20 protein-coding genes and 1 pseudogene are annotated in these 24,169 nt (G+C 68.4%); 13 read left to right on the plus strand and 8 right to left on the minus strand.

The annotated features are described in order from the left end of the window. Positions 1 to 140 precede the first annotated feature (140 nt). Positions 141 to 1,583, plus strand: coding sequence for a CCA tRNA nucleotidyltransferase (locus tag ACIRRU_RS13890; RefSeq protein WP_403679608.1), 1,443 nt, complete (start codon positions 141 to 143; stop codon positions 1,581 to 1,583). A gap of 97 nt (positions 1,584 to 1,680) precedes the next feature. On the opposite strand, the gene ACIRRU_RS13895 is transcribed toward ACIRRU_RS13890, so the two are convergent. From ACIRRU_RS13895 to ACIRRU_RS13905, 3 genes are all read right to left on the minus strand, one after another. After that, on the minus strand, positions 1,681 to 2,949 hold the full coding sequence (locus ACIRRU_RS13895; protein ID WP_403679610.1) for an MFS transporter: 1,269 nt from the start codon (positions 2,947 to 2,949) through the stop codon (positions 1,681 to 1,683). A gap of 125 nt (positions 2,950 to 3,074) precedes the next feature. Next, positions 3,075 to 4,157 carry an inositol-3-phosphate synthase gene (locus tag ACIRRU_RS13900; protein ID WP_403679611.1) on the minus strand — a complete coding sequence of 361 codons (1,083 nt, stop codon included), beginning with the start codon at positions 4,155 to 4,157 and terminating at the stop codon, positions 3,075 to 3,077. Positions 4,158 to 4,216: 59 nt separating this feature from the next. After that, the gene (locus tag ACIRRU_RS13905; protein WP_363204204.1) at positions 4,217 to 4,906 is read right to left on the minus strand and encodes a helix-turn-helix transcriptional regulator; all 690 of its coding nucleotides are present in this window, start codon (positions 4,904 to 4,906) and stop codon (positions 4,217 to 4,219) included. Positions 4,907 to 5,297: 391 nt separating this feature from the next. On the opposite strand from ACIRRU_RS13905, the gene ACIRRU_RS13910 reads away from it, so the two are divergent. Together ACIRRU_RS13910 and ACIRRU_RS13915 are read left to right on the plus strand one after the other, a co-directional pair. Beyond that, positions 5,298 to 8,063 (plus strand): transglycosylase domain-containing protein, encoded by a 2,766-nt coding sequence (locus ACIRRU_RS13910; RefSeq protein WP_403679614.1) that lies wholly within the window; start codon positions 5,298 to 5,300, stop codon positions 8,061 to 8,063. Positions 8,064 to 8,235: 172 nt separating this feature from the next. Continuing rightward, positions 8,236 to 9,744, plus strand: coding sequence for a glycosyltransferase family 87 protein (locus ACIRRU_RS13915; protein WP_403679616.1), 1,509 nt, complete (start codon positions 8,236 to 8,238; stop codon positions 9,742 to 9,744). A gap of 27 nt (positions 9,745 to 9,771) precedes the next feature. Here ACIRRU_RS13915 and ACIRRU_RS13920 read toward each other — a convergent pair whose 3' ends face one another. The 3 genes from ACIRRU_RS13920 to ACIRRU_RS13930 all read right to left on the minus strand — a co-directional run bounded on the left by ACIRRU_RS13920 (position 9,772) and on the right by ACIRRU_RS13930 (position 12,458). Continuing rightward, positions 9,772 to 10,803 (minus strand): alanine racemase, encoded by a 1,032-nt coding sequence (locus tag ACIRRU_RS13920; RefSeq protein WP_363204201.1) that lies wholly within the window; start codon positions 10,801 to 10,803, stop codon positions 9,772 to 9,774. A 63-nt stretch (positions 10,804 to 10,866) separates the two neighbouring features. Then, complete coding sequence (locus ACIRRU_RS13925; RefSeq protein WP_403679619.1) at positions 10,867 to 11,985, minus strand: lipid II:glycine glycyltransferase FemX; 1,119 nt, start codon at positions 11,983 to 11,985, stop codon at positions 10,867 to 10,869. 161 nt (positions 11,986 to 12,146) lie between these two features. Continuing rightward, complete coding sequence (locus ACIRRU_RS13930; RefSeq protein WP_403679621.1) at positions 12,147 to 12,458, minus strand: hypothetical protein; 312 nt, start codon at positions 12,456 to 12,458, stop codon at positions 12,147 to 12,149. A gap of 346 nt (positions 12,459 to 12,804) precedes the next feature. On the opposite strand from ACIRRU_RS13930, the gene rpsF reads away from it, so the two are divergent. From rpsF to rplI, 4 genes are all read left to right on the plus strand, one after another. Further along, positions 12,805 to 13,095: a 30S ribosomal protein S6 gene (gene rpsF, locus ACIRRU_RS13935; RefSeq protein WP_006126011.1), complete on the plus strand. Its 291-nt coding sequence runs from the start codon at positions 12,805 to 12,807 to the stop codon at positions 13,093 to 13,095. 75 nt (positions 13,096 to 13,170) lie between these two features. Continuing rightward, positions 13,171 to 13,776: a single-stranded DNA-binding protein gene (locus ACIRRU_RS13940; RefSeq protein WP_363204198.1), complete on the plus strand. Its 606-nt coding sequence runs from the start codon at positions 13,171 to 13,173 to the stop codon at positions 13,774 to 13,776. Between the two features lie 42 nt (positions 13,777 to 13,818). Further along, positions 13,819 to 14,055 (plus strand): 30S ribosomal protein S18, encoded by a 237-nt coding sequence (gene rpsR, locus ACIRRU_RS13945; RefSeq protein WP_003967857.1) that lies wholly within the window; start codon positions 13,819 to 13,821, stop codon positions 14,053 to 14,055. 18 nt (positions 14,056 to 14,073) lie between these two features. After that, positions 14,074 to 14,520: a 50S ribosomal protein L9 gene (gene rplI, locus ACIRRU_RS13950; protein WP_363204197.1), complete on the plus strand. Its 447-nt coding sequence runs from the start codon at positions 14,074 to 14,076 to the stop codon at positions 14,518 to 14,520. Positions 14,521 to 14,730: 210 nt separating this feature from the next. Here the strand turns inward: rplI and ACIRRU_RS13955 are convergent, their stop codons facing one another. Beyond that, on the minus strand, positions 14,731 to 16,068 hold the full coding sequence (locus tag ACIRRU_RS13955) for an MATE family efflux transporter (RefSeq protein WP_403679623.1): 1,338 nt from the start codon (positions 16,066 to 16,068) through the stop codon (positions 14,731 to 14,733). 458 nt (positions 16,069 to 16,526) lie between these two features. On the opposite strand from ACIRRU_RS13955, the gene dnaB reads away from it, so the two are divergent. After that, the gene (gene dnaB, locus ACIRRU_RS13960; protein WP_363204195.1) at positions 16,527 to 18,002 is read left to right on the plus strand and encodes a replicative DNA helicase; all 1,476 of its coding nucleotides are present in this window, start codon (positions 16,527 to 16,529) and stop codon (positions 18,000 to 18,002) included. Positions 18,003 to 18,421: 419 nt separating this feature from the next. Here dnaB and ACIRRU_RS13965 read toward each other — a convergent pair whose 3' ends face one another. Further along, positions 18,422 to 19,663 carry a hypothetical protein gene (locus tag ACIRRU_RS13965; RefSeq protein WP_403679626.1) on the minus strand — a complete coding sequence of 414 codons (1,242 nt, stop codon included), beginning with the start codon at positions 19,661 to 19,663 and terminating at the stop codon, positions 18,422 to 18,424. Positions 19,664 to 19,862: 199 nt separating this feature from the next. Here ACIRRU_RS13965 and ACIRRU_RS13970 point away from each other — a divergent pair, with 199 nt between their 5' ends. The 5 genes and pseudogenes from ACIRRU_RS13970 to ACIRRU_RS13990 all read left to right on the plus strand — a co-directional run bounded on the left by ACIRRU_RS13970 (position 19,863) and on the right by ACIRRU_RS13990 (position 24,051). Beyond that, the gene (locus ACIRRU_RS13970; RefSeq protein ID WP_403679629.1) at positions 19,863 to 20,198 is read left to right on the plus strand and encodes a hypothetical protein; all 336 of its coding nucleotides are present in this window, start codon (positions 19,863 to 19,865) and stop codon (positions 20,196 to 20,198) included. Positions 20,199 to 20,256: 58 nt separating this feature from the next. Further along, positions 20,257 to 20,559 (plus strand): hypothetical protein, encoded by a 303-nt coding sequence (locus tag ACIRRU_RS13975; RefSeq protein ID WP_403679649.1) that lies wholly within the window; start codon positions 20,257 to 20,259, stop codon positions 20,557 to 20,559. 39 nt (positions 20,560 to 20,598) lie between these two features. Beyond that, a pseudogene (locus ACIRRU_RS13980) lies at positions 20,599 to 20,993 on the plus strand (hypothetical protein). A 68-nt stretch (positions 20,994 to 21,061) separates the two neighbouring features. After that, positions 21,062 to 22,510, plus strand: a complete 1,449-nt coding sequence (gene argG, locus ACIRRU_RS13985) for an argininosuccinate synthase (protein WP_363204193.1) — start codon at positions 21,062 to 21,064, stop codon at positions 22,508 to 22,510. Positions 22,511 to 22,671: 161 nt separating this feature from the next. After that, a complete protein-coding gene (locus ACIRRU_RS13990; RefSeq protein WP_403679632.1) occupies positions 22,672 to 24,051 on the plus strand; it encodes a serine hydrolase domain-containing protein in 1,380 nt (459 codons plus the stop codon). The last annotated feature ends 118 nt before the right edge of the window (positions 24,052 to 24,169 follow it).

A 24,169-nucleotide genomic window follows, 5' to 3' on the forward strand; every position in this document is an offset into this window, starting at 1 on the left:
GTTCGGTCCTGCGTCCCCGCATGGTAACGAGGTGCGTCGGGCCGAAGTGCTGGGGTCCATGCCACATGATCGCGGGTGGCCCGCAGGACCCCGGTAAACGATGACGTCCCGGCCGGTCGGGGCACGTACCCTTTTCTGTTGTGCCGAACGCCAACGAAGAGAACGCCAGTGCACTGAGCCAGGTGCAGCACCGCGCGGTGAGTGAGCTGCTGCGGGTGTCCCCGGTCGCCGACGACCTCGCCCGCCGATTCCAGGAGGCCGGATTCGGTCTCGCGCTGGTCGGCGGCTCGGTCCGCGACGCGCTGCTCGGCAGACTCGGGAACGACCTGGACTTCACCACCGATGCCCGCCCCGAGGACGTCCTCAGGATCGTCCGCCCCTGGGCCGATTCGGTGTGGGAGGTCGGGATCGCCTTCGGCACCGTCGGATCGCAGAAGGACGGCTACCAGATCGAGGTCACGACCTACCGGTCGGAGGCGTACGACAGGACGTCACGCAAGCCGGAGGTCTCCTACGGCGACTCCATCGAGGACGACTTGGTGCGCCGTGACTTCACGGTCAACGCGATGGCCGTGGCGCTGCCGCAGAAGGAGTTCGTCGATCCGTACGGAGGCTTGAAGGACCTGGCCGAACGGGTGCTGCGGACACCGGGGACGGCCGAGGAGTCCTTCTCGGACGACCCGCTGCGCATGTTGCGTGCGGCCAGGTTCGCCGCGCAGCTGGACTTCGACGTCGCCTCCGATGTCGTGAAGGCGATGACGGAGATGGCCGCGCGGATCGAGATCGTGTCGGCCGAGCGGGTTCGCGAGGAACTCAACAAGCTGCTGCTCTCCCGGAACCCGCGCAAGGGCCTGGGGCTCCTGGTCGACACCGGTCTGGCCGGGCATGTGCTGCCCGAGCTTCCCGCGCTGCGGCTGGAGAGTGACGAGCATCACCGCCACAAGGACGTCTACGAGCACTCGCTGACCGTCCTGGAGCAGGCGATCGCCTTGGAGGAGGACGGTCCCGACCTCGTGCTGCGCCTCGCCGCGCTGCTCCACGACATCGGCAAGCCGAGAACCCGGCGCTTCGAGAAGGACGGGCGGGTCTCCTTCCACCACCACGAGGTGGTCGGCGCGAAGATGACCAAGAAGCGCATGACCGCGCTCAAGTACTCCAACGAGCTGGTCAAGGACGTGTCGAGGCTGGTGGAGCTCCACCTCCGCTTCCACGGTTACGGGGACGGGGAATGGACCGACTCGGCCGTGCGCCGGTACGTGCGCGACGCGGGTCCTCTCCTCGACCGCCTGCACAAGCTGACCCGCTCCGACTGCACGACCCGCAACAAGCGCAAGGCGAACGCGCTCTCCCGCACCTACGACGGCCTGGAGGAGCGCATCGCGCTGCTCCAGGAGCAGGAGGAGCTCGACTCCATCCGCCCCGATCTGGACGGCAACGAGATCATGCAGATCCTCGATGTCGGCCCCGGGCCGGTCATCGGCAAGGCGTACGCGTTTCTGCTGGAACTGCGCCTGGAGAACGGCCCGATGGAGCGGCACGCCGCGGAAGCCGCTCTCAAGGAGTGGTGGGCGCGGCAGGGCTGAGCCCGGCGCTGCGATGTTTCACGTGAAACGTGATGTGTCGCCATTGATGCCAGGGGCGGTGTTTCACGTGAAACACCGCCCCTCGGCATATCGGCGGCTACCGGCTCGTGCCGGAGTGCCGCCGCCGGAACAGGGACGCCGCGACGGCGGCATACAGCACGGCCACCATCGCGAGCACGGAAGCGGACCTGCCGTCCGGTGGGAGCATCAGAGCCGCAACCCCCGCGGCACCGACGAACGCGACATTGAAGAGCACGTCGTAGAGGGAGAAGACCCGGCCGCGGAAGGAGTCGTCGACCGAGGTCTGCACGACCGTGTCCGTCGCGATCTTCGACCCCTGGGTCACGACGCCGAGGACGAAGGCTGCGATCAGCATCGGGACCGGGGTGAAGGAGAGGCCCAGGGCGGGCACCAGGACGGCTGCCGCACCGGCGCAGGCCACGATCCATCCGTACCGTCCGAGGCGGCTCACGGCCCAGGGGGTGGCGACGGCGGCGACGAAGAACCCCGCGCCCGACACTCCCACCGCCAGGCCGAGCAGGGCCAGTCCGTCGGAGTCGTTGTCCGACCAGGCGTAGCGGCAGAGCATGAGCACCATGACGGTGAGCGCGCCGTAGCAGAAGCGGAGCACGGTCATGGCGGCCAGCGCCCGAGCGGCGTGCGTGCGCCGCGCCAGATGGCGCAGCCCGGCGACGAGTCCGCGCGCTGTACTCACCAGAGCCGCCCGCAGCCGTAGAGGGCTTCCGTCGGGATCGGGGCCCAGGAGGGTGCGCGGCAGGCTCAACGAGGCCAGCGCGGACAGCAGATAGAGCATCGCTCCCAGCAGGACGACCGCCGCGTCGGACTCGTCGGCGACCAGCCGTACCACGAAGGCGAGACCGCCGCCCGCGGTGGCCGCCAGCGTTCCCGCCGTCGGGGACAGCGAGTTGGCGACGACGAGCCGGTCCGTGTCGACCACACGGGGCAGCGCCGCGGAGAGCCCGGCCAGGACGAAGCGGTTGACGGCGGTGACGCACAGGGCTGAGGCGTAGAAGAGCCAGTCGGGCACGGAGGCCAGGATCAGCAGGGCCGTGCAGCAGGCGAGGGCGGCCCGCAGGAGGTTCCCGTGCAGGAAGACCTGGCGGCGGGACCAGCGGTCCAGGAGCACCCCGGCGAAGGGGCCGATCAGGGAGTACGGCAGAAGGAGCACCGCCATTGCCGAGGCGATCGCGGCCGCCGATGTCTGTTTCTCGGGGGAGAAGACGACGTACGCGGCGAGAGCGACCTGGTAGACGCCGTCGGCGCACTGGGAGAGGAGTCGCACGGTGAGGAGGCGACGGAAGTTCCGAAGGCGCAGCAGCAGGCGCAGATCACGCGCGACAGACATGGGAGCAAGCGTCACACACGTCGGGGGTCCGCGGGCGGATTGCCCGGGGACCCTCGACGTGCGGCAGGAGGAGGTGAGTGTCGCCGCTCAGCGCTCCGGTGAGGCTGTCAGCCGAGACGGCCGGTTCAGCGCTCGGTCTCGCCCTTGATGAACTTCTCGACGTTCTCGCGGGCCTCGTCGTCGAAGTACTGGACCGGCGGCGACTTCATGAAGTAGCTGCTGGCGGAGAGGATGGGGCCGCCGATGCCGCGGTCCTTGGCGATCTTCGCCGCGCGGACGGCGTCGATGATGACACCGGCCGAGTTCGGGGAGTCCCACACCTCCAGCTTGTACTCGAGGTTCAGCGGAACGTCACCGAAGGCGCGGCCCTCGAGGCGCACGTACGCCCACTTGCGGTCGTCCAGCCAGGCCACGTAGTCCGAGGGGCCGATGTGGACGTTGCCGTCGCCCAGCTCACGGTCCCGGATCTGGGAGGTGACGGCCTGCGTCTTCGAGATCTTCTTGGACTCCAGGCGCTCACGCTCCAGCATGTTCTTGAAGTCCATGTTGCCGCCGACGTTCAGCTGCATCGTGCGGTCCAGGACGACGCCCCGGTCCTCGAAGAGCTTCGCCATCACGCGGTGGGTGATGGTGGCGCCCACCTGGGACTTGATGTCGTCGCCGACGATCGGGACACCGGCCGCGGTGAACTTGTCCGCCCACTCCTTGGTACCGGCGATGAAGACCGGGAGAGCGTTGACGAACGCCACCTTGGCGTCGATGGCGCACTGCGCGTAGAACTTCGCGGCGACCTCGGAGCCGACGGGCAGGTAGCAGACGAGGACGTCGACCTGCTTGTCCTTAAGGACCTGGACGATGTCGACCGGGGCGTCGGTGGACTCCTCGATCGTCTCGCGGTAGTACTTGCCCAGACCGTCGTGGGTGTGGCCACGCTGGACGGTGACGCCCGTGTTCGGCACGTCCGCGATCTTGATGGTGTTGTTCTCGCTGGCGCCGATGGCGTCCGCGAGGTCGAGGCCGACCTTCTTCGCGTCGACGTCGAAGGCGGCGACGAACTCGACGTCGCGGACGTGGTAGTCGCCGAACTGGACGTGCATCAGGCCGGGCACCTTGCCGGCCGGATCGGCATCCTTGTAGTACTCGACGCCCTGCACCAGCGAGGCGGCGCAGTTGCCCACGCCTACGATGGCTACGCGAACCGAACCCATTCCGGTTGCTCCCTGTGTTATCGGTGTTTCCGATGAAGTCCCCACCGAATGCGGTGACTTCACTTGGCGGTGTCGTCGGACGGATCCGGCAGGGTGGTGTCCCGGTGCCGGGGCAGGCCGCCCGTCTCTCCTGATGTGTCCTGCTGAGCGGAGTCCCCGGGTGCGGACCGTCGCCGGTCCTGTCCCGATCGCTCGCTCTCGATGAGCTCGTTCAGCCAGCGCACTTCGCGCTCCACGGACTCCATGCCGTGCCGCTGCAGCTCAAGTGTGTAGTCGTCGAGTCGTTCACGGGTGCGGGCGAGAGAGGCGCGCATCTTCTCCAGGCGCTCCTCCAGCCTGCTGCGCCTGCCTTCGAGCACCCGCATCCGCACCTCGCGTTCGGTCTGCCCGAAGAAGGCGAAGCGGGCCGCGAAGTGCTCGTCCTCCCAGGTATCCGGACCGGTGTGCGAGAGCAGCTCCTCGAAGTGCTCCTTACCTTCCGCCGTCAACCGGTAGACGATCTTGGCGCGGCGTCCCGTCAGTGACGAGGCGGACGCGGATGCGGCGTCCGCCGGGACGCCGACGGGCTCCTCGGTCAACCAGCCGTTGGCGACCAGCGTCTTGAGGCAGGGGTACAGCGTCCCGTAGCTGAAAGCGCGGAAGATCCCCAGCGAGGTGTTGAGGCGTTTGCGCAGCTCATAGCCGTGCATCGGCGATTCGCGGAGGAGACCGAGAACGGCGAACTCCAGGATGCCGGAGCGTCGACTCACTGCCTGCTCCTCCTGCTTCCGCTGACCTGGTCCACCGGATCCACCGGTGTACTTATGCCGTGCTGATGTATCGACTCGATACATCAGCACGATAGATCGGTCCCGCCGGTTCGACAAGGGTGACCTTCGTGAACGGCGTCACATCGTCAATTCCCCGGGATCGACTTGCGTTGTTTGGGGTGAAGTTCGGCCCTAGGAGGGTTTTGACCGTGCGTAGTCTGTGCGGCATGCAGATCACCGGGAACCGCGAGGCGCCGTCACGCGTCAGTTATCGCGGACTGCCGGATGTACTGCGGATGAGCCCTCCGCAGGGGCCTGTCCGTCATTCGGGGGGACCGGATCTCAACTGCCGCTTCCAGGCGCTCTCGCCTGCCCGAGGAGTAGTCGTTCCATGAGCGAGCACCGTCGCAAATCGCCTCAGTCGCAGGGTGGCGGGCGGGCCGCGGCCAGAAGAGCCGCCCAGCAGCCGACCGGACGCCGAGCCGATCCGTCACGTAGAGCGACTTCGGCGTCACCTTCCGAATCGCCGTCCGAGTCCTCCGGCGAGGAGCGCCCGTACGGCGGTCGCGCCGAGGCCCGTCGTGCGGCTCAGCGTGGCGGTCGCCGCCGCGGTGCCGCGGCGGGCGGCCACGGCGCGGGTGGCGGAGGCCGACGGCGTGGCGGCGGGGGCCCCGAGGGGCCGGGCGGCCGGGGAGGCGACAACGGGCGGCCGGGCAAGAAACGCTTCATCGACTACCCGCGCCAGGGGAAGTACGGGTTCCGGCGCTGGGTGCCCTCGTGGAAGCTGTTCTCTGGGCTCTGCCTGGGGTTCCTGGCGCTGCTGATGGGGGTCGGGGGGATCGCGTACGCCCTGGTGTCCACCCCGAACATCAACGAAGCGGCCACGGCTCAGAACAACGTCTACTACTGGGCCGACGGCAGCCAGATGGTGGCCACCGGTGGTGCGGTGAACCGTCAGGAGCTCAAGTACGAGCAGATTCCCGAGGCGATGCGCAACGCCGTGATCTCCGCCGAGAACAAGAGCTTCGAGACGGACCGGGGGATCGACCCGGTCGGTATCGGGCGGGCCGTGTTCAACATGGCGACCGGTGGCCAGACCCAGGGCGGCTCCACGATCACCCAGCAGTACGTGAAGAACTCCCGGCTCTCCCAGGACCAGACCTTCACGCGCAAGTTCAAGGAGCTCTTCATCACGCTCAAGGTCGGCGGCGAGATGAAGAAGGAGGAGGTGATGGCCGGCTACCTCAACGTCTCGTACTACGGCCGCGGCGCCTCCGGCCTCCAGGCGGCGGCCCGCACCTACTACGACAAGGACGCGCGCGAGCTGAACCCGAGCGAATGCGCCTTCCTGGCGACATTGCTCAAGGGCGCGAGTTACTACGATCCGGCCGGCGCACCCGAGATCGACAAGAACAACGCGACCAAGGAGAAGAACACCAAGCGGGCCATGGACCGCTGGGAGTGGATCCTCGACGAGCAGGTCAAGGACGGCCGGATGAAGGCCGAGGAGCGCGCCAAGTACACGAAGTTCCCCATGCCGAAGCCCCGGGTGAAGGACGCCAAGCTCGGTGGCCAGACCGGCTACCTGGTCGACCTCGCCACGAACTACTTCCTCGCCAACAACGAGCGGGGCATCGACGCCAAGCAGATGGAACTGGGCGGCTTCGAGATCAAGACCACCTTCGACAAGAACAAGGTCACCCAGCTGGAGAAGGCGGTGCAGAAGGTCTACAAGGCCAAGATCCGCCCCGATGAGCGCCCCGACACCGACACCCACGTCGAGTTCGGCGGCGCTTCGGTGGACGCCAAGACCGGAGCCATCCTGGCCACGTACGGCGGACAGGACGCCACCACGCACTTCACGAACAACGCCGACGCGACCGGCGCCCAGGTGGGCTCGACGTGGAAGCCCTTCGTCCTGGCCGCCGCGATGCAGTACGGCGTACGCGATCCCGCCCTGGGCAAGGAACAGAGTGAGTCCGAGCGTACCCAGGTCTCGCCGAAGAGCATCTACAACGGCGACAACCGGCTGCGGATCAGGGACTACACGGGCAAGATCTGGCTGAACGAGGACGACGAGGAGTGGCGCCAGGTCAACGACGGCGACGCGGACTACGGCGAGATCGATCTGCGGACGGCCATGGAGAAGTCCGCCAACTCCCCCTTCGTGCAGCTCGGTATGGACGTAGGGAACGACAAGGTCAAGGACGTCGCCGTCGCCGCCGGACTGAAGGACGACGGCATGATGGCGAACGCCACCGTCCCGTCGTTCTCCATCGGCACCTCCTCGCCCAGCGCCATCCGGATGGCGGGCGCCTACGCCACCTTCGCCACGAGCGGTCAGCAGAACGACACGTACTCCGTGACCGAGGTGAAGAGCGGCGGCGAGGTGGTCTTCCAGCACAAGAAGAACTCCAAGCGCGCCTTCCGGCCCGCCATCGCCGACAACGTCACGGACGTGCTGAAGAACGTCGTGGAGAACGGAACGGGCCAGCCCGCCCGGCTGGAGGGCCGACAGGCCGCGGGGAAGACGGGTACCACCGACGGCAACCGGTCCGCCTGGTTCGTCGGCTACACCCCGCAGCTCTCGACGGCGATCAGCATGTTCCGGCTCGACGACGACGAGTCCAACAAGAAGCGCAAGTTCGAGAAGATGTTCGGCACCGGTGGCGAGAAGAAGATCCACGGAAACTCGTTCCCGGCCTCCATCTGGCACGACTACATGACCGTGGCGATGAAGGGCAAGAAGGCCATCCCCTTCCCGGAGCCCGCGGATCTGGGCGAGACCGTGTGGGGCGGTGGCGCGGTCAGTCCGAGCCCGACGCCCAGTCCGACGCCGTCCCCGACGCCCTCCGAGGAGGAGGAGAAGCCGACGCCTTCGCCGACGCCGACCACCCCGAGTCCGACGCCGACGCCGAGCAAGACCTGCGGGGTCTTCGACTGGGAGTGCCAGGGCTCCGACGGGGGGGCCAACACCGGTCAGGACGGCGGTGCCGACGGCGGCGGGCAGAACTCCGGTACCACCGACGGCGGTGCGAACACGGGAGCCGACGGCGGCGGCGCCAGCACCGGCACGCCCGGCGGGACGGACAGCGGCGGCGCCCAGGGTGCCAACGGCAATCCCGGCGGAACCGGCACCATCTGGGGAACCGGATAGCCGGACCGCGGCCCGGACCCTCAGGGGCGGCCGACGACTGCGGCGAGGGCCGCCGTACCCACCCGGGGACGGCGGCCCTCGCCCTGTCCCGGCCCTCCCCTCCCCCGTCCCCGCCCGTGTCCCCCGGGCGGTGCTTGCCCCGCGCACGGCCCCGTACGGCAGGATGTGCGGCATGCCAAGCCCCAGCGCGGAGGACACGAGCGTGCAGCAGCAGGAGCGGCCCGTGGTGCGGCCCACCGATCAGGACGAGGTCGCGGCGGCCGGGAGCGAGCTGTTCGGCGGCCGGGTGGGGCGCTGGGCGCGGCTCGGCGACGGGCCGCTGACGGCCGTACGCGTCGTCGCGCTGGTCATGATCGGGACGTTCGCCCTCGGCATGGTGCAGAAGATCCCCTGCTACGAGTGGGCGTGGTTCCGCGGGGCCACCTCGCAGTACACGCACGCCTGTTACTCCGACATCCCGCACCTCTTCCTCGGACGCGGATTCGCCGACGGGCTCGTGCCGTACTTCGACCGGCTGAGCGGCGACATGCAGTACCTGGAATACCCCGTGCTGACCGGGGTCTTCATGCAGATCGCCTCCTGGCTCACTCTCACGCCGGACAGCGACCCCATCCAGCAGCGCGAGCAGATGTACTGGATGGTCAACGCGGGCATGCTGATGATCTGCGCGGTCGTCATCGCGGTGTGCACCGTGCGCACGCACCGGCGGCGTCCATGGGACGGCCTGCTGGTCGCGCTGGCCCCCGCGTTCGCCCTCACCGCGACCATCAACTGGGACCTCCTGGCCGTCGCCCTGACGGCCGCGGCGATGCTGATGTGGTCGCGGGGCCGGGTGCTCGCGTTCGGCGTCCTCATCGGCCTGGCCACGGCCGCCAAGCTCTACCCCGCCCTGCTGCTCGGTCCGCTCCTGGTGCTCTGCTGGCGGGCGGGCCGGTGGCGTGCCTTCGGGACGGCCCTGCTCGGCGCGGGAGCGGCCTGGCTGGTGGTCAACCTGCCGGTGATGCTCTACGCACCCGAGGGATGGCGGAAGTTCTACACCTTCAGCCAGGAGCGGCCCATCGACTTCGGCTCGTTCTGGCTGATCATCACCCAGCGCACCGGCAAGCCCATCGACGTGGAGACGGTGAACACCGCCTCCGTGGTCCTGATGGTCGTCTTCTGCGCGGGCATCGCGGGGCTGGCGCTCAGCGCCGCGCGCCGCCCGCGCTTCGCCCAGCTGGCGTTCCTGGTGGTCGCCGCGTTCATCCTGACGAACAAGGTCTACTCACCGCAGTACGTGCTCTGGCTGATCCCGCTCGCCGCCCTGGCCCGGCCGCGCTGGCGCGACTTCCTGATCTGGCAGGCCTGTGAGGTCATGTACTTCCTGGGCATCTGGTCCTACCTCGCCCACACCAGCGGCGGCGACAAGCACCAAGGGCTCCCGCAGGAGGGCTACCAGCTGGCGATCGCGCTCCACCTGCTGGGCACGCTGTATCTGTGCGTCCTGATCGTCCGGGACATCCTGCTGCCGGAGAAGGACCCGGTGCGCCGTGACGGGTCGGACGACCCGTCGGGCGGGGTGCTCGACGGGGCGCCGGACGCGTTCGTGCTGGCCCCGGAGACTAGGTCGTCCGCGCGTCCGGCCGAGGCGGTCGCCGGACCGCAGGTCGAGTGGGGCACGGCGCGCCCCCGCTCCGACTGACGCCTCGGCCGTGGCCCAGGGGGTCTGCTAGCGGTCGACGAGCCGGTCGAACTGGGTCGTCGTGTGGCGCAGATGGGCCACCAGCTCGTCCCCGACCCGCGGCTCCTGCGCGTCCGAAGGGACGAACAGGATCGACACCTGCATGTGCGGGGGCTCGGCGAACCAGCGCTGCTTGCCCGCCCAGACGAACGGCGACAGGTTGCGGTTGACCGTGGCCAGGCCCGCGCGCGCCACGCCCTTGGCCCGGGGCATCACCCCGTGCAGCGCCTTGGGCGCCTCCAGGCCCACACCGTGGGACGTGCCGCCCGCGACGACGACCAGCCAGCCGTCGGAGGCCGCCTTCTGCTGGCGGTAGCCGAACCGGTCGCCCTTGACGACGGGCGTGACGTCCAGGACGGCGCCCCGGTACTCGGTGGCCTCGTGGTCGCCGAGCCAGAGCCGGGTCCCGATCCGGGCACGGAAGCGGGTCTGCGGGAACTGCTGCTGGAGCCGGGCCAGATCCTCCGCGCGCAGATGGCTGACGAACATGGTGTGCAGCGGCAGCCGGGCCGCCCGCAGGCGGTCCATCCAGCCGATGACCTCCTCGACGGCGTCCGAGCCGTCGGTGCGGTCCAGCGGCAGGTGGAGCGCGAACCCTTCCAGCCGTACGTCCTCGATCGCCGCGTGCAGCAGCCCCAGCTCCTCCTCCTTGACACCGTGCCGCTTCATCGAGCTCATGCACTCGATGACGACACGGGCCCCCACCAGGGCGTGCACCCCGTCGACGGAGGAGACGGAGCGGATGACCCGGTCCGGCAGCGGAACGGGCTCCTCGCCGCGCCGGAACGGGGTCAGGACGAGCAGGTCGCCGCTGAACCAGTCCTTGATGCGGGCCGCCTCGTAGGTCGTCCCGACGGCGAGGGTGTCGGACCCGAAGCGGATCGTCTCGTCGGCCAGCCGCTCGTGGCCGAAGCCGTAGCCGTTGCCCTTGCAGACCGGTACGAGGCCGGGGAACTGGTCGATCACGGACTTCTGGTGCGCCCGCCAGCGCGCGGTGTCGACGTAGAGGGAGAGCGCCATGGCCGGCCCGGAACCTTTCTGGTGGCTGTGGATGCGGTGGGGTACTGCCCGTATTGAAGCGGGTCAGCGACGCGACATGTAGATGTCGAGCGCCTTGTGCAGCAGCTTGTTGAGCGGGAAGTCCCATTCGCCGACGTACTCGACGGCCTCGCCGCCGGTGCCGACCTTGAACTGGATCAGGCCGAAGAGGTGGTCGGTCTCGTCCAGCGAGTCGCTGATCCCGCGCAGGTCGTAGACGGTGGCGCCCATGGCGTACGAGTCGCGGAGCATGCGCCACTGCATCGCGTTCGACGGCCGGACCTCGCGCCCGATGTTGTCGGACGCGCCGTACGAGTACCAGACGTGTCCGCCGACGACGAGCATGGTGGCCGCGGAGAGGTTCACGCCGTTGTGCCGGGCGAAGTACAGCCGCATCCGGTTGGGGTCCTCGGAGTTCAGGACGGTCCACATGCGCTGGAAGTAGGAGAGCGGGCGCGGGCGGAAGTGGTCGCGCACGGCGGTGATCTCGTAGAGGCGCTGCCACTCGGCCAGGTCCTCGTAGCCGCCCTGGACGACCTCGACACCGGCCTTGTCGGCCTTCTTGATGTTGCGGCGCCACAGCTGGTTGAAGCCCTTGAGGACGTCCTCGAGGGAGCGGTTGGCCAGCGGCACCTGGAAGACGTACCGGGGCTGTACGTCTCCGAATCCGGCGCCGCCGTCCTCGCCCTGCTGCCAGCCCATCTTCCGCAGCCGGTCGGCGACCTCGAAGGCGCGCGGCTCGATGTGGGTGGCCTCGACGTCGCGCAGCCGCTTCACGTCCGGGTCCTGGATGCCGGACTTGATGGCGCCGGAGTCCCAGCGCCGGATGACCACGGGGGGGCCCATCTTCACGGAGAAGGCGCCCTGCTGCTTGAGGTGGGCGAGCATCGGCTGGAGCCAGTCGTCCAGGTTGGGGGCGTACCAGTTGATGACCGGGCCCTCGGGGAGATAGGCGAGGTAGCGCTTGATCTTGGGCAGTTGGCGGTACAGGACGAGACCCGCCCCCACCATCTCGCCGCTCTTGTCGAACCAGCCCAGGTTCTCCGAGCGCCATTCGGTCTTCACGTCAGCCCACGCCGGGACCTGGCAGTGACTGGCCGAGGGAAGGCTCTGGATGTACGCCAGATGCTGTTCTCGGCTGATGGTCCTCAGGGACAGGCTCATGCGGGGCGCTCCTCGGCAGGTGTGTCCCCATCGGTCAGGGGCTCCGGCTCTCGCGCCGAAGCCTACTGTGACCGAGGGCAGCCCGGCCTGGCCCCGGGGGCCCGTATCGCACGCCGGGCCGGTGCAGGCGTCCCTGGGGCCCGCACCGGCCGGTGAGCCGGTCAGGTGATGACGCCGCCGAAGAGGCCGCCGTGGGCCATGCCGAGGAAGAAGCCGACGCCCGAGAGACCGAGCCCGACGATCAGCCCGAAGCGTTCCGCGGTGGTGCGGGAGATGAACTGCCCGTAGCCCCCGGCCAGGATGCCGACGAGACCGGCCCAGGAGCTGATGAGGTGCAGATGGTGGAACATCGCCGTCACGAAGGCGAGGAGCCCCAGCACCAGGGTCACGGCGAGCAGGACGTCCTGGAGCGGGTGCGGCTTCCCGTCGGTCGCGAAGAGCGAGCCGGTGGCGGGGCGGATGGTCTGTGCCATGGAGTACCTCCTGGCCGGACGGGCGGCGGGGCGGCGCCGACTCACCCGGGCAGCGCGCCCTGGGAGCGTGCGGATGTAGCGCCTCTCACACCGCGTCTGTCTCGATTGTGCCCTCTGAGCTCCGGATTTCAACCGGGAGCCGGTCTACGGGTAGTCTGTACGGTCTGCATCGGTGTCTGCCCAGGCCAGCGCGGCGAGCCCTTCCCGGAACTCCCCACCACGGGGCCGTTCGGGAGAGGGATTGTCAGTGCCGGGTGTTCTCCTCGGGGACACCGTTGCGTACGCATCACGACCCTCCTGCCACGGAACGACCGTGGCCGCTGAGTCCAAAGGAGGTGGGTTCCACATGCGTCACTACGAGGTGATGGTCATCCTCGACCCCGATCTCGAGGAGCGAGCAGTCTCCCCGCTGATCGAGAACTTCCTCTCCGTCGTCCGTGAGGGCAACGGAAAGGTGGAGAAGGTCGACACCTGGGGCCGTCGTCGGCTCGCTTACGAGATCAAGAAGAAGCCCGAGGGCATCTACTCGGTCATCGACCTGCAGGCCGAGCCTGCGGTCGTCAAGGAGCTCGACCGCCAGATGAACCTGAACGAGTCGGTCCTCCGGACCAAGGTCCTCCGTCCCGAGGTCCACTGAGCTTCCGGCTCAGCGGTTCCCGGGTCCGAGTAGCAGCAAAGCAGCCAGAAGCAATCCCCGCCGAGAGGTTCACCCATGGCAGGCGAGACCGTCATCACGGTCGTCGGCAATCTCGTCGACGACCCCGAGCTGCGCTTCACCCCGTCCGGTGCGGCGGTCGCGAAGTTCCGTGTCGCGTCCACTCCCCGCATCTTCGACCGGCAGACCAATGAGTGGAAGGACGGCGAAGGCCTGTTCCTCACCTGCTCGGTCTGGCGTCAGGCGGCGGAGAACGTCGCGGAGTCGCTTCAGCGAGGCATGCGCGTCGTCGTGCAGGGCCGGCTGAAGCAGCGGTCCTACGAGGACCGTGAGGGCGTCAAGCGCACGGTCTACGAGCTGGACGTCGAGGAAGTCGGCCCCAGCCTCAAGAACGCCACGGCCAAGGTCACCAAGACCACCGGTCGCGGCGGTCAGGGTGGCCAGGGCGGATACGGCGGCGGCCAGCAGGGTGGCGGCAACTGGGGCGGCGGCCCCGGTGGCGGTGGCCAGCAGGGCGGCGGCGGTGCACCCGCCGACGACCCGTGGGCGACCGGCGCGCCGTCCGGCGGCCAGCAGGGCGGGGGTCAGCAGGGCGGCTGGGGTGGAAATCCCGGCGGTTCCGGTGGCTCCGGCGGCGGCTACTCGGACGAGCCTCCTTTCTAGGACGGCTCGTACCCCACTTCTTGATCACACAGGAGAAACACCATGGCGAAGCCGCCTGTGCGCAAGCCTAAGAAGAAGGTCTGCGCGTTCTGCAAGGACAAGACCCAGTACGTGGACTACAAGGACACGAACATGCTGCGGAAGTTCATTTCCGACCGTGGCAAGATCCGCGCCCGCCGCGTCACCGGCAACTGCACGCAGCACCAGCGTGACGTCGCCACGGCAGTCAAGAACAGCCGTGAGATGGCGCTGCTGCCCTACACGTCCACCGCGCGATAAGGGAAGGGTGACCACAGCATGAAGATCATCCTCACCCACGAGGTCACCGGCCTCGGTGCCGCCGGCGACGTCGTCGACGTCAAGGACGGATACGCCCGCAACTACCTGGTTCCGCGTGGCTTCGCCATCCGCTGGACCAAGGGCGGCGAGAAGGACGTGGCGCAGATCCGCCGCGCCCGCAAGATCCACGAGATCGCGACGATCGAGCAGGCCAACGAGATCAAGGCCAAGCTCGAGGCCGTGAAGGTCCGGCTGGCTGTTCGCTCCGGCGACGCCGGCCGTCTCTTCGGCTCCGTGACCCCGGCCGACATCGCCTCGGCGATCAAGGCTGCCGGTGGTCCCGACGTCGACAAGCGTCGCGTCGAGCTCGGCTCGCCGATCAAGACGCTCGGCGGACACCAGGTGTCCGTCCGTCTGCACCCCGAGGTCGCAGCGAAGCTCGGCGTCGAGGTCATCGCCGCCTAAGGGCAGAGTTCAGCAGAGTCAGTGAAGGGCCGCACCCTCTGGGGTGCGGCCCTTCACTGTGTGCTGGGGCGTTCCAGCTCCCAGGGTGGCCGAGTCTCCGGGCTGTTTCACGTGAAACAGCCCGGACACGGCGTTTCACGTGAAACAGCTCCGCTCCCGGCCGCTGTTTCACGTGAAACAGCGGCCGGGAGCGGAGCTGAAGGGTCGGTATCAGCGTGTGGCGCCGGTGACGATCCACCGGCCCGACCGGGTACGTAGCCAGAGCGTGGCCAGCCGGACGGTCATCATCAGTGTCATCGCCCACCAGAGCGCGGTGAGCCCGCCCCCGAGAGCCGGTACGAGAAGAGCGACCGGAGCGAAGACCGCGAGCGTCAGCAGCATGGCCCAGGCGAGATAGCGGCCGTCGCCCGCACCCATCAGTACGCCGTCCAGAACGAAGACCACTCCGGCGATCGGCTGGGACACCGCCACGACGAGGAGGGCGGGGAGCAGGGCATCCTTCACCGACGGGTCGCTCGTGAACAGCGGGATGAACAGCGGACGGGCGAGCACGATCAGGATGCCGAGGACGACGCCGCTGCCGATGCCCCACTCGACCATGCGGCGACAGGCTTCCCGCGCCCCCTGCTCGTCGTTCGCCCCCAGATAGCGGCCGATGATCGCCTGGCCCGCGATGGCGATGGCGTCGAGCGCGAAGGCGGTCAGGCTCCAGAGGGACAGGATGATCTGATGGGCGGCGATGTCGCTGTCCCCGAGACGCGCGGCGATGGCGGTGGCGATCATCAGGACGGCGCGGAGCGAGAGGGTCCGGACCAACAGAGGCACACCGGCCCGTGCACTGGCCCGGATACCGGCCGCGTCCGGCCGAAGAGAGGCCCCGTGCTGTCGGGCTCCGCGGACCACCACGATCAGGTAGGCGGCGGCCATACCGGCCTGGGCGATCACCGTTCCCCAAGCGGACCCGGCGATCCCGAGCCCGGCACCGTAGACGAGGGTGACGTTGAGGACGGCGTTCGCCGTGAAACCGCCGATGGCGACGTACAGCGGGGTGCGGGTGTCCTGGAGGCCGCGCAGGACACCGGTGGCGGCGAGCACGACGAGCATGGCCGGGATGCCGAGGACGGAGATTCGCAGATAGGTGATGGCGTACGGGGCGGCGGTGTCGGAGGCGCCGAAGACGTCGACGAGCCAGGGGGCCGACGGGATCGCGAGCGCGACGACCACGACTCCGAGCAGGAGGGCCAGCCAGATGCCGTCCATGCCCTGGCGGATGGCGGCGGGCAGATCGCCCGCCCCCACTCGACGGGCGACCGCGGCGGTGGTGGCGTAGGCCAGGAAGACGAAGATGCTCACGGCCGTCATCAGGAGGGCTGCGGCGATCCCGAGACCGGCCAGCTGCGAGGTGCCGAGGTGGCCGATGACGGCGCTGTCGACCATCACGAAGAGGGGCTCGGCGACAAGCGCGCCGAACGCCGGTACCGCCAGGGCGATGATCTCTCGGTCGTGCCGACGGCGGCTCGTCTTCGGGGTCGCGGGGGCCTGGGTCATGGAGGCCAATCTAATCTTCCACAGGTAAGAGATGCAATTGAGCTTTGATCCTTACTTCTCGGCTGCTGGCACACGCATCCGGACGCCGCTCATGGTGATCTTGAAATGAGGGGGAAAGTTTTTCTCTCCCACAGTCGGTGGACGGAGAAATGCCAGCTCAGGGCGGTCACGCGGATTCTGCTATGAGTTTGTCCACAGTGCTGTCCCCCGGTCCGTGCACAGGTTCGGCGGGGTTCTCCACAGCATCTCGCGCGTCGTCCACATGCCCTGTGGATAACCAGATTGGCTGACGGTGCGGAGAGGCCTACCGTAGTCCGGCGCCCGCACTCCGTTCCGGCACCGGAATCCACGAACCAGACGCGCCGGAAGTGGAGTCGGGCGACCTGTTTGTCGGTGCCGTGCCGTAAGAAAGAGTGGCACGGCTAGGTCCGCGACGCGGACGGGAGGAGGCGGCCCCGGTGAGCATTCCCGAGCCCTTGGACGACCCCTGGACGGAGACCGGTCCCGGGGACCGGCTGCCTGTCTCCCGCCAGCGGCGCGGAGACCGCAAGGGGCGGGAGGACCGGCACGACCGGGGCTCGGACGAGGCCTGGGACGGTGGTTCCCCGAGCTTCGAGCGGGTGCCTCCCCAGGATCTCGACGCCGAGCAGTCGGTCCTCGGCGGCATGCTGCTCTCCAAGGACGCGATCGCCGAGGTCGTCGAGGTCATCAAGGGCCACGACTTCTACCGCCCCGCCCACGAGACCGTCTTCACCGCGATCCTCGACCTCTACGCCAAGGGCGAGCCGGCCGATCCGATCACGGTCGCCGCCGAGCTGGTCAAGCGCGGTGAGATCACCAAGGTCGGCGGGGCGCCCTATCTGCACACCCTGGTGCAGTCCGTCCCGACCGCGGCCAACGCCTCGTTCTACGCGGAGATCGTCCACGAGCGGGCCGTGCTGCGGCGCCTCGTCGAAGCGGGCACGAAGATCACGCAGATGGGATACGCGGCCGACGGGGACGTCGACGAGATCGTCAACTCCGCCCAGGCCGAGATCTACGCCGTCACCGAGCAGCGGACCAGCGAGGACTACCTCCCGCTCGGCGACATCATGGAGGGCGCGCTCGACGAGATCGAGGCCATCGGCTCACGCAGCGGCGAGATGACGGGAGTTCCGACGGGCTTCACCGACCTCGACGCCCTGACCAACGGCATGCATCCCGGCCAGATGATCGTCATCGCGGCTCGCCCCGCCATGGGCAAGTCGACGCTCGCGCTGGACTTCGCGCGCGCGGCGTCGATCAAGAACAACCTCCCCAGCGTGATCTTCTCCCTCGAAATGGGGCGCAACGAGATCGCGATGCGTCTGCTCTCCGCCGAGGCGCGGGTGGCGCTGCACCATATGCGCTCCGGCACGATGACGGACGAGGACTGGACGCGGCTCGCGCGCCGGATGCCCGAGGTCTCGGCCGCCCCGCTCTACATCGACGATTCCCCGAACCTGTCGATGATGGAGATCCGCGCGAAGTGCCGTCGCCTCAAGCAGCGCAACGACATCAAGCTCGTGATCATCGACTACCTCCAGCTGATGCAGGCCGGTGGGTCGAAGCGTTCCGAGAGCCGCCAGCAGGAGGTCTCGGACATGTCCCGAAACCTCAAACTGCTGGCTAAGGAGCTGGAGGTCCCGGTGATCGCGCTCTCCCAGCTGAACCGTGGCCCCGAGCAGCGTACGGACAAGAAGCCGATGGTCTCCGACCTGCGTGAGTCCGGCTCCATCGAGCAGGACGCCGACATGGTCATCCTGCTGCACCGCGAGGACGCGTACGAGAAGGAGTCGCCGCGCGCGGGCGAGGCCGACATCATCGTCGGCAAGCACCGTAACGGCCCGACGGCCACCATCACCGTGGCCTTCCAGGGGCACTACTCCCGCTTCGTGGACATGGCGCAGACCTGAGGGCCTGCTGCAGATCCTCAAATCCCGTGTCATCGGAGGCTGCCGAGGATCCGTGGGTGACTCAGGGTGGCGGGGCTGAGCGAGGCATCGATCACCGTATCCAGCGGAACGCGAGCGGCGGGCTGGTCGAGAACCGGAGTGGAGCCGCGTCGTCCATCGATGGGCTTCCGGCAGCGGCACTCTGGCGGACCTTTCGCTGGTACAGGGGGCAGCGGCACTGTTCGGGTACTTACTGGTCCGCCACGACGTGCGACCACATCATCTACAGGGCGCGCCTTGAACTGGCGCGGCTTCTCTTCGCTCGCACATCTCAGTCAGGGGAACCGCCACTGGCTCGCCAAGCAGGGGGGAGCCCGCCGGGTGAGCGGGAGAGAGAGCACTGTCAGTGCATTGCTGCCTTTCTACGGCGGCGACCACGTTCATTCGTTGGGGGAGTCCGTTGCCCGCGGGATGCCGCACTGCAGGCAGCCGTTCGCGTGGTCGTCCTGGCAGACGTAGCTGATGGCGCCATCCACGCACCATTCGGCGGCCTCCTCGGACAGCAGGTCAGGTCCGGCATGGAGCAACCGACGAAATTCCGTGGTGTCCGCAATGTCGGCCGGGCGGTTGGTGAACCACTCCTCAAACCAAGGCTCGTCCCGGTGCATGCTCCAGTGCGCATTCTCCCGGTCGTCGACAGCCGTAAGGAACCGATCGACGATGCGCCCCCAACTCGGTTTTCCGAACCAGCCGTTGTCGGACGCGCAGGAGAATTCAATCAGGGTTCGCAGGCCGAACTCCTTCTCGCGAAGGCAGTACGCTCGCCCCCAAGCGATCGCGTCCTGTGCCATCTCTGCGAGTTCTTCGCGCGGATCAGCCTCGTGCGCCGGGTCGTCAGGGTTATGGCATGCCAGCCCGAGCTCGAGAACAGACTGCCCGGTCGGTAGAACCCGGGACGGGTTGACGATCGCGAGACCGAGACCGATCCAGTCGACATGGTCGAACGACAGCATCGAGCGCACGAGTCGGGTGGTTGCCGTGTTGATCCGCATCATCGTGCCGTCGTGGAGAGGGCTCTTCCCTGCATGCCAGTTCTCGACGGGTGTGTTGCGCCACTCCGCGAGTGTGATGCGGGTGGCAGCGAGCCACAGCAGGGCGTCGTCGTCGAGGTGCCCGAACCGCTTGGCGCACTCCTGGGCGCCGTAGGTGATCAACTCTTCCGGTTTCGGCCACCTGTGGCTGTCGGGCCCTTCAGGCGCGTACTCGTAGTCGTCGGCGTACTCGTCGAGGATCGCGCTCAACTCGGCAGCGCTGTAAGCCTCGCTGTACTCGGAGCTGTCCGGCTCCTCGACGGTGTACATGTCGTGGTCCCACGCGACGTACACGTCGCGCCAGAGCACTACGTCATCGCACTCGCCGGCGTTGTCCGTCACAACCGGCCTGATGGTGATCGGGGCAATGCGCCCGTCGGTTCGTTCGCCGTCCTTCTCGGCGGCCCATGCGGTGATGATCCCGAGCGGCTTCGGAAGGAGAGGACCGACCTCGACGATGCTGAACGGCTCGTCGTCGTCATCGGTGTCGAACCGGCTGTTGACGAACGCGACCGCCTCGGAGGGCGTGCTGACGATGGACTGGCTACCACTCTCGTTGTCAACCACTCGCCACAACGGGCTGTTCTTCACGATGCTCTCCGATCGCGGTGAGCGCACCCGGGGCGAGTGCGATGCGCCGGGTCGCTCGGCACTGACTTTAATTATGGGCTGATCAACTCATCCGTAGTCCCGAAGGCGCTTGTCGGCGACAACGTTCGGTACGTTCGCGAGCAACCGGCGTTTCGCGACCGCGGCGACACAGCAGAGTCCCACGGCGGAGGAGGCGAAGATGGCGCTGAACAAGAAGGGTTCCCGGCGCATAACCGTTGACGGGATCGAGTACCGCTGGCGGATCCGCAGGAAGCCCTCCTACATGCAGGGACTCTGCTGGACACCGATGACCTACGCGGTCGAGGCGGCCAGCGGCAGCCAGCCAGGCACGTCCTTGATCGTCACCAGCGACCAGGCCCATCCCAGCAACTGGGTGGGCGTCGAGACGGAGCCCCTTCGTCCGGCTCACGTTGCTGCCAGCATTCGAGCAGCACGGCAACAAGGCTGGGATCCAACCCAGGGCGGCTCTCCGTTCCAGCTCGACCGATCCGCGGGATTTATCGCTCAAACATGAGACAGATCGGAGTAACGCGACGCATCTGGCCCGGCATCATGGCCTGGTGACCACATGGATGCGCTGCTACTGGGATGAGGAAGACACCTGGTTCTACTTCGAGGTCGACGCCGAAGGCTGGGTGATCCGGCAGGTTGAACTCGAGGGGCCAGAGCTGATCCCGATCGCAGCTGCCTCCCTCGCAGACTGGCAGCAGGCCTACGACGCAGGCCGCCTCGATGAGTACGACAGCAGATTCGGGATCACCGCCGAGCTGCCCGTCTCGGAATGGGAAGGCCACGACTCCGAACAACTCACCTCCGAGGAGTTCGAGGACGTCTGGGGGTCTGCCCGTCAGCAGATCGCATCCCGGCCCGGCTGACCTCTCGGTGCCGCACGGGCTTCTTGGCATCATCGCGACATGACCCCGACCTTTCCCCGCACCGTCCGAGCCGTCGACACCGCTCAGCTGCTGGACCTAGCCCAGGAGGCTGCCCTGCACGGCTTCAGCCGGCGCTCCCGCTCGACTGGCCCCGAGAGCACCTCGCCGCAGAAGCAACGCACTACCTGTTCCCGACACTCGTGCAGAGGCTCACGCACCGTCCCGAGGCGCCGCTGCAGTGGAGGTGCCCGCAACTGCTGACCGTCAGCACCGGCGAGCAGATCTGGGGTCTCCTCGACGTCCTTCCCGACACCTCCGACAAGATCCCGGAGACCTTGGACACGGCGTCCAAGAAGGAGATCGTCAACCGCATCGAGCAAGCAGTGAAGGCGCGGAAGTGGAGGGAATGGACGGCCGCCGATGCAGGTTCATGAGGTCTGACGCAGCGGGGCCGTCGCATCCCGGTGTTGCATGATCATGCGAAGGGATGCATACTCTTCCTATGTCTAAGGTTCTCACCTCCCTGCCCCTCGGCGAGCGCGTCGGCATCGCCTTCTCCGGAGGGCTCGACACCTCGGTCGCGGTCGCGTGGATGCGCGACAAGGGCGCCGTCCCGTGCACCTACACCGCCGACATCGGCCAGTACGACGAGCCCGACATCGCTTCGGTGCCCGGTCGGGCCACGGCCTACGGTGCGGAGATCGCGCGGCTGGTCGACTGCCGTGCCGCGCTGGTCGAGGAGGGGCTCGCCGCGCTCACCTGCGGTGCGTTCCACATCCGCTCGGGTGGGCGCTCCTACTTCAACACGACGCCGCTCGGCCGTGCGGTGACCGGGACCCTGCTGGTCCGGGCCATGCTGGAGGACGACGTCCAGATCTGGGGCGACGGGTCGACCTTCAAGGGCAACGACATCGAGCGGTTCTACCGCTACGGCCTGCTCGCCAATCCGCACCTGCGGATCTACAAGCCCTGGCTGGACGCGGACTTCGTCACCGAACTCGGTGGCCGAAAGGAGATGTCGGAGTGGCTGCTGGCCCACGACCTTCCCTACCGCGACAGCACCGAGAAGGCGTACTCCACCGACGCCAACATCTGGGGCGCCACGCACGAGGCGAAGACCCTGGAGCATCTGGACACCGGCATCGAGACCGTTGAGCCGATCATGGGCGTGCGGTTCTGGGACCCCTCGGTGGAGATCGCTCCGGAGACCGTGACGATCGGCTTCGAGCAGGGCCGTCCGGTGACGATCAACGGCAAGGAGTTCGCCACCCCGGTCGACCTGGTGCTGGAGGCCAACGCGATCGGCGGCCGGCATGGCATGGGGATGTCGGACCAGATCGAGAACCGGGTGATCGAGGCCAAGAGCCGCGGTATCTACGAGGCGCCCGGCATGGCGCTGCTCCATGTCGCCTACGAGCGACTGGTCAACGCGATCCACAACGAGGACACCCTGGACAACTACTACAACGAGGGGCGGCGGCTCGGCCGGCTGATGTACGAGGGCCGTTGGCTCGACCCGCAGGCGCTGATGATCCGGGAGTCCTTGCAGCGCTGGGTGGGGACCGCGGTCACCGGAGAGGTGACGCTCCGGCTGCGGCGCGGAGACGACTACTCGATCCTGGACACCGACGGCCCGGCGTTCAGCTACCACCCGGACAAGCTGTCGATGGAGCGCACAGAGGACTCCGCGTTCGGCCCGGTGGACCGGATCGGTCAGCTCACCATGCGCAATCTCGACATCGCCGACTCGCGCGCCAAGCTGGAGCAGTACGCGGGCCTCGGCATGGTCGGCTCGACCCATCCCGCGCTCATCGGCGCCGCCCAGGCGGCCTCGACCGGGCTGATCGGCGCGATGCCCCAGGGCGGAGCCGAGGTCATCGCCTCGCGCGGCGGGGTCACCGGCGGCGACGAGATGCTCGACCACGCGGCGATGGAGTTCGGCACCGACTGACCGGCCCTCGAGGGGTGTTGCGACCGGGCCGGAGGATGGCCGGTCGCAACACGTGCCGGTGGAGGGCCCGTCGGCGTGAAGACGCGGAGTGTGCGGACGGCGTCTCGGCGGTCCGCTGATATCGGTTCGTCAGGAAGCGCGCCGTCGGGTAGGTGTTGCTCATGACCTCCTCCGATGAAGACCTGCTCGCCAGTACCCGACGTGCCCTGCTGCATCGCATCGCCCGCGCCCAGCGGGACGGCCGCGCACCCTCCCTGGTGGCCGCCGTACAGCGGCAGGGCCGGGTGGCCTGGAGCGGGGCGCGGAGCTGCGGCGAGGGGCGCGCTCCGGACGATGATACGCAGTACAGGATCGGCTCGATCACCAAGACGTTCACCGCCGTCCTGGTCCTGCGGCTGCGGGACGAGGGGCTGATCGACCTGGACGACCCGCTGGAGAAGCACCTGCCCGGCACCGGCGCGGGGACCGTGACCGTCTTCCAGCTCCTCGGGCACAGCGCGGGCCTGGGCGCCGAGACGCCCGCCCCCTGGTGGGAGCGGACGCCGGGCAGCCTGCGGCCCCAGCTCGCCGACGTCCTGGGTGACCGGCCGAAGATGCACCCGGCCGGTCACCGGCACCACTACTCCAACCCCGGTTACACCCTGCTCGGTTCGCTGGTCGAAGCGGTCCGTGGGGTCAGCTGGGAGGAGGCGCTGCGTCGCGAGATCCTTCAACCCCTGGGCATGCACCGCACGACGGGCGGCCCGGTGCCCCCGCACGCCAGCGGCTGGGCCGTCCACCCCTGGGCCGATGTGATGCTGAGTGAACCCGCCGAGGATCTCGGGCTGATGGCGCCCGCCGGTCAGCTCTGGTCCACCACGAACGATCTGCTGCGGTTCGCCGCCTTCCTCGCCGAAGGGGACGACCGGGTCCTCTCGGCGTCCTCCGTACGGGAGATGCGCGCGCCCGCCGCGCCGACCGAGACCGGGTCGAGCGGTTACGGTCTGGGCCTCCAGATCGTCACCGGCGCGGGGACCGTGCTCTTCGGGCACTCGGGCTCGCTGCCCGGGTTCGTCGCCGGGCTGTGGTTCGACGCGGAGGAGGACGTGGCCGCTGTCGTGCTCGCCAATGTCACCTCCGGCCCGCCTGTCACCACGGTGGCCGCCGAACTGGTGAGGATCGTCGCGGAGGCCGAGCCGCGCATCCCGGAGCCCTGGCGTCCGCTGCCCGAGGTGGACGAGGAACTGCTCGCCCTGACGGGGATCTGGCACTGGGGCACCCACACCTTCACGCTGGTGCTGCTGCCGGACCGGGGTGTGCGGCTCACACCGTCGGGCGGCTCCGGACGGGGTGCGGTCTTCACGTGGCGGCAGGACGGCACCTGGGAGGGGCAGAGTGACTACTACGCGGGGGAGACTCTCCGCGTCGTACGCCGGGAGGACGGCGGCTCGGTGGACCACCTCGATCTAGGGTCGTTCGTCTTCACCCGCGAGCCCTATGAGGCCGGGGCCGCGGTGCCTGGTGGTGTAGACGCGGCGGGCTGGCGGGGGCTTGCCGACTGAAGCCGCCGTAGACGGGAGCGGGGGGGGGGGGGGTGGTGGGGAAAAACCCCCCCCCCCCCCCCCCCCCCCCCCCCCCCCCGCGGGGCCCGCCGGAAAAAACAAAAACCACCCCGCGGAC

The sequence above is a fragment of the Streptomyces sp. NPDC101181 genome (genome assembly GCF_044767975.1).
Classification (GTDB): Bacteria; Actinomycetota; Actinomycetes; order Streptomycetales; family Streptomycetaceae; genus Streptomyces.

Coding starts and splice junctions, on each gene's coding strand:
- ACIRRU_RS13895 (WP_403679610.1), bottom strand. CDS start 2,949: ATGTCTGTCGCGCGTGATCTGCGCCTGCTGCTGCGCCTTCGGAACTTC.
- ACIRRU_RS13900 (WP_403679611.1), bottom strand. CDS start 4,157: ATGGGTTCGGTTCGCGTAGCCATCGTAGGCGTGGGCAACTGCGCCGCC.
- ACIRRU_RS13910 (WP_403679614.1), top strand. CDS start 5,298: ATGAGCGAGCACCGTCGCAAATCGCCTCAGTCGCAGGGTGGCGGGCGG.
- ACIRRU_RS13915 (WP_403679616.1), top strand. CDS start 8,236: ATGCCAAGCCCCAGCGCGGAGGACACGAGCGTGCAGCAGCAGGAGCGG.
- ACIRRU_RS13920 (WP_363204201.1), bottom strand. CDS start 10,803: ATGGCGCTCTCCCTCTACGTCGACACCGCGCGCTGGCGGGCGCACCAG.
- ACIRRU_RS13925 (WP_403679619.1), bottom strand. CDS start 11,985: ATGAGCCTGTCCCTGAGGACCATCAGCCGAGAACAGCATCTGGCGTAC.
- ACIRRU_RS13930 (WP_403679621.1), bottom strand. CDS start 12,458: ATGGCACAGACCATCCGCCCCGCCACCGGCTCGCTCTTCGCGACCGAC.
- rpsF (WP_006126011.1), top strand. CDS start 12,805: ATGCGTCACTACGAGGTGATGGTCATCCTCGACCCCGATCTCGAGGAG.
- ACIRRU_RS13940 (WP_363204198.1), top strand. CDS start 13,171: ATGGCAGGCGAGACCGTCATCACGGTCGTCGGCAATCTCGTCGACGAC.
- rpsR (WP_003967857.1), top strand. CDS start 13,819: ATGGCGAAGCCGCCTGTGCGCAAGCCTAAGAAGAAGGTCTGCGCGTTC.
- rplI (WP_363204197.1), top strand. CDS start 14,074: ATGAAGATCATCCTCACCCACGAGGTCACCGGCCTCGGTGCCGCCGGC.
- ACIRRU_RS13955 (WP_403679623.1), bottom strand. CDS start 16,068: ATGACCCAGGCCCCCGCGACCCCGAAGACGAGCCGCCGTCGGCACGAC.
- ACIRRU_RS13970 (WP_403679629.1), top strand. CDS start 19,863: ATGGCGCTGAACAAGAAGGGTTCCCGGCGCATAACCGTTGACGGGATC.
- ACIRRU_RS13975 (WP_403679649.1), top strand. CDS start 20,257: ATGCGCTGCTACTGGGATGAGGAAGACACCTGGTTCTACTTCGAGGTC.
- argG (WP_363204193.1), top strand. CDS start 21,062: ATGTCTAAGGTTCTCACCTCCCTGCCCCTCGGCGAGCGCGTCGGCATC.
- ACIRRU_RS13990 (WP_403679632.1), top strand. CDS start 22,672: ATGACCTCCTCCGATGAAGACCTGCTCGCCAGTACCCGACGTGCCCTG.